This is a genomic window from Phenylobacterium sp. (assembly GCF_037138395.1).
GTDB lineage: Bacteria > Pseudomonadota > Alphaproteobacteria > Caulobacterales > Caulobacteraceae > Phenylobacterium.
Map to the genome: position 1 here is coordinate 1 of NZ_JBAXIM010000204.1, position 3,604 is coordinate 3,604.

Annotated in this window: 5 protein-coding genes; 2 read left to right on the forward strand and 3 right to left on the reverse strand. The window is 68.6% G+C overall.

Going from position 1 to position 3,604, the window contains the following annotated elements:
• Positions 1-276 precede the first annotated feature (276 nt).
• A complete protein-coding gene (locus tag WCJ52_RS12205; RefSeq protein ID WP_336903583.1) occupies positions 277-855 on the forward strand; it encodes a hypothetical protein in 579 nt (192 codons plus the stop codon).
• A 61-nt stretch (positions 856-916) separates the two neighbouring features.
• Here the strand turns inward: WCJ52_RS12205 and WCJ52_RS12210 are convergent, their stop codons facing one another.
• The 3 genes from WCJ52_RS12210 to WCJ52_RS12220 all read right to left on the reverse strand — a co-directional run bounded on the left by WCJ52_RS12210 (position 917) and on the right by WCJ52_RS12220 (position 2,748).
• Positions 917-1,066, reverse strand: a complete 150-nt coding sequence (locus tag WCJ52_RS12210) for an entericidin A/B family lipoprotein (protein ID WP_336903584.1) — start codon at positions 1,064-1,066, stop codon at positions 917-919.
• Between the two features lie 82 nt (positions 1,067-1,148).
• Entirely contained in the window at positions 1,149-1,559 is a 411-nt protein-coding gene (locus WCJ52_RS12215; protein WP_336903585.1) for a Zn-ribbon domain-containing OB-fold protein, read from the reverse strand.
• A gap of 4 nt (positions 1,560-1,563) precedes the next feature.
• Positions 1,564-2,748, reverse strand: a complete 1,185-nt coding sequence (locus WCJ52_RS12220; RefSeq protein WP_336903586.1) for a thiolase domain-containing protein — start codon at positions 2,746-2,748, stop codon at positions 1,564-1,566.
• Positions 2,749-2,869: 121 nt separating this feature from the next.
• On the opposite strand from WCJ52_RS12220, the gene WCJ52_RS12225 reads away from it, so the two are divergent.
• Entirely contained in the window at positions 2,870-3,436 is a 567-nt protein-coding gene (locus WCJ52_RS12225; RefSeq protein ID WP_336903587.1) for a pyridoxamine 5'-phosphate oxidase family protein, read from the forward strand.
• Positions 3,437-3,604 lie beyond the last annotated feature (168 nt).

Below are 3,604 nucleotides of genomic sequence, written 5' to 3' on the forward strand. Positions count from 1 at the left end.
CACACCGACGAGGTCTGGGCGGAGCTGGGGCTGAAGAAGGATTAAGGCGGGGCGGACCTGAGCCGCCCTTGACCCCTTCCTGCACCCTCACAATTCCGCCCCCAAGGGGGCGGTGGCGCGCGCAGCGCGACGGAGGGGGTCAGCTGAGATGCCGTTGACCCCCTCACCGGGCTTCGCCCGGAGCTCCCCCTGAGGTGGAGCAATTAGACGGTTCCAATTCCGCCCCTAAAGGGGGTGCCGGCCCCAGGACCCCTGCGCTAAGGGACAAGAGGCTCAGTGAAGAAGGAACGCCGGTTGCGCATCTCGGTCATCGGACAGTCCGGGGCGGGCAAGTCGACCCTGGGAGCGGCGCTGGCGGCGCGGCTGGGCCTTCAGCGGGTGGAGCTGGACGCCCTGAACTGGCAGCCGGGCTGGCGCGACCTGCATGGCGAGGACCCGCAGGCCTTCATCGACCGGGTCGAGGCGGCCACCCGGGGCGAGCGGTGGATCACCGACGGCAACTATACGATCTGCCAGGACCTGGTCTGGGGCCGGGCCACTGACGTTATCTGGCTGGACTATCCCCTGTCCGTCAGCATGCCGCGCCTCCTGAAGCGCACGCTGGACCGGGCGCTCACGGGCCGCGAAGTCTGGGAGGGCACGGGCAACCGGGAGCTCTTCACCCGCTGGTTCGATAAGGATCACCCGGTCTGGTACACCCTGCGCCACCACAAGGATGCCACCGCCCGGCGGCAGGCGCGGTTCGCGGACCCAAAGTGGGCGGGCCTGCGCCTGCACCGGGTGAAGTCGCCCCGGGAGGCCGAGGCCCTGATGGAGCGGCTGGCGGATCTAGACGCCGGCGGACAGAAGGCATGAAAAAGCCCAGCGACCCTGAGGGGCCGCCGGGCGATCTCAGCCGGGCCGGAGCCTAGGCAAATTACTTCTTGATGGTTTCCTTGGTGTCTTCCGCGGTCTTGGAGACGGCGGAGCCGGCGGCCTGGACGTCCTTGCCGACGCCAGAGAAGGTGTTGCAGCCGGCGATGGCGAGGGTCGCTGCGGCGGCCGCGAGGATGAGGATCTTACGCATTTTTAGACATCCTTTGGATGAGCCTGAAAGTGAGTCCGCAATCTAAGCTAACATTTCGGTCAACGAAAGGCTGAACGTGCGCCTAGGCTGGACAGAAAACCGGGGCCGGTGGGCCGCCGTCCGTGGGCTGGAAGCGTACCTTGACCCTCTGGCCGATTTTCAGGGCGTCCGGGTCGCAGTCCACGAAGTTGGTCAGCACCGCCGGGCCCTCGTCGAGGGTGACATAGCCGATCACATAGGGGCCCGTGGGCGAGCGCCGCATGATGGAGAAGGTGTAGATCTCACCCTCGCCGGGGCTCTCTTCCCAGACGGTGTCGTCCGAGGCGCAGAAGGGGCAGAAAGCGCGGGGATACCAATGCGCCTTGCCGCAGGCCGTGCAGCGCTTGATCAGGAACCTGCCCTCGGCGGCGGCGTCCCAGAAGGGCTGGCTCTCGACGGTGACCGCGGGCGCCGGAATGACCCGGCCAGCGGGTTTGGCTTCAGCTTCGCTCATCTTCCTACTCCCGCTCGAGGATGACCGTGGCCGCGCCATGGCGCGTGCCGAGGGATCCGCCCGTGCCGTGGGCCAGGGCCACGTCGCAGTTGGCCACCTGGACCTTGGGGTGGGCCTCGCCGCGCAGTTGGCGCACCGCCTCGATGACCTTGGTGATGCCGCCCCGGTTGGTGGGGTGGTTGTTGCACAGGCCGCCGCCATCGGTGTTGAAGGGCAGCTTGCCGACGCCCGAGATCAGGTTGCCGTCGGCCACGAAGCGGCCGCCCTGGCCCTTGGCGCAGAAGCCCAGGTCCTCGATCTGCATCAGCACGGTGATGGTGAAGCTATCGTAAATGGAGGCGTACTTGATGTCGGCGGGGGTGACGCCGGCCTCCGCAAAGGCCCGGGGGCCGGACCAGACGGCGCCGGAATAGGTGAGGTCCAGGCCATGGCCGCCGCCGGGGCCCTTGGGCGCCTCGCCGGAGCCGATCACCTTGATCCTTGGCCGGTTCAGGCTGCGCGCCACTTCCGGCGAGGTGATGATCAGGGCGCCGCCGCCGTCGGTGACGACGCAGCAGTCCAGCAGGTGCAGGGGGTCGGCGATCATCCGCGAATTGACCACGTCCTCCACCGTGACCACGTCCTTCAGGAAGGCGTGTTCGTTCCACTGGGCGTGATGGCTGGCGGCGACCTTGATCCAGGCCAGCTGCTCGGAGGTGGTGCCATAGTCGTGCATGTGGCGCATGGCGCACATGCCGTAGGTGTTGTGGGTCGAGCCGCCGTAGATGTTCTCAAAGCCGGCCTCGGGGGCGCCGTCGGACAGCTGGCCGGGGCGCGCGCCGCCGCCAGGACGGCCGCCCTGCCCCTGGCGAGGACGCCCGGCCAGGGTGATCAGGGCCACCTGGCACTTGCCGGCGGCGATGGCCTGGACCGCGTGGCCCACGTGCAGGATGTAGGAGGAGCCGCCGGTCTCTGTGGAGTCCAGGTGGCGGACATTGCGCAGGCCCATATAGTCGACCATGGACATGCCGCCGAAGCCCGGCGCATCTCCGGCGCAGAAATAGCCGTCCACGTCGTCGAAGGTGAGGCCGGCATCGGCCAGGGCACCCCGGGCGCTCTCAAAGTGCAGCTGGGCGGTGGTCTTGTCCGGGGCGTCGCGGGTGGGATGCTCCCACGCCCCCATGATGTAGGCCTTGCCTTTCAGGCTCATGATCCTCCCCTTCCGGTACGCTTCCGCCGGTTGATGGGCAGGGCTTAGCGCGCTCCCAGCGGGAACGGAAGCCCTCAGGCGGGCCCTATTCGCACCCTCCGGGATGGACTAGCCTTCCTCCATGGCCGAGTTCTTCGACAGCCTGACGGAAGACCACGTGGCGATGATCGGTCGCCAGCCGGTCTTCTTTGTCGCCACCGCCGCCTCAGACGGCCGGATCAACCTGTCGCCCAAGGGACTGGCTGACACCTTCCGGGTCCTGTCTCCCACCCGAGTCGCCTACCTGGACCTGGCCGGGTCGGGCAACGAAACCCACGCCCACCTGGCGGCCGACGGGCGCATCACCCTGATGATGTGCAATTTCGAGGCGCCGGCCCTGATCCTGCGGATCTACGGGCGCGGACGACCCGTGCTCCCGGCGGACCCCGACTGGGAGGACCTCGCGGCCGGCTTCAACCTGCACCCGGGCGTGCGCCAGATCTTCGATGTCGCCGTCGAGGGCGTCCAGACCAGCTGCGGCTGGGGCGTGCCCCTGATGCGCCTGGACCAGCACCGCGAGACCCTGCCCCGGTATCACGCCGCCCAGGACCCAGCCGAGTGGGTGGCGAAGCAGGCTGGCCGCACCCACAGTCTCGACGGCCTGCCGGTGCGGCCCACCGACCGCTATATCACCGGCAAACTTGGCTGACCCCCTCCGGCCCGCTGCGCGGTCCACCTCCCCCTTGGGGGCGGAATTAGGGAGCCAATTGCTCCACCTCAGGGGGAGCTGTCGGCGAAGCCGACTGAGGGGGTCAACGGCGGCTCAGCTGACCCCCTCCGGCCCGCTGCGCGGTCCACCTCCCCCTGGGGGGCGGAA

Excerpts from the sequence above, each read along its gene's own strand:
- WCJ52_RS12210 (WP_336903584.1), bottom strand. The coding sequence starts at position 1,066 with ATGCGTAAGATCCTCATCCTCGCGGCCGCCGCAGCGACCCTCGCCATC.
- WCJ52_RS12215 (WP_336903585.1), bottom strand. The coding sequence starts at position 1,559 with ATGAGCGAAGCTGAAGCCAAACCCGCTGGCCGGGTCATTCCGGCGCCC.
- WCJ52_RS12220 (WP_336903586.1), bottom strand. The coding sequence starts at position 2,748 with ATGAGCCTGAAAGGCAAGGCCTACATCATGGGGGCGTGGGAGCATCCC.
- WCJ52_RS12225 (WP_336903587.1), top strand. The coding sequence starts at position 2,870 with ATGGCCGAGTTCTTCGACAGCCTGACGGAAGACCACGTGGCGATGATC.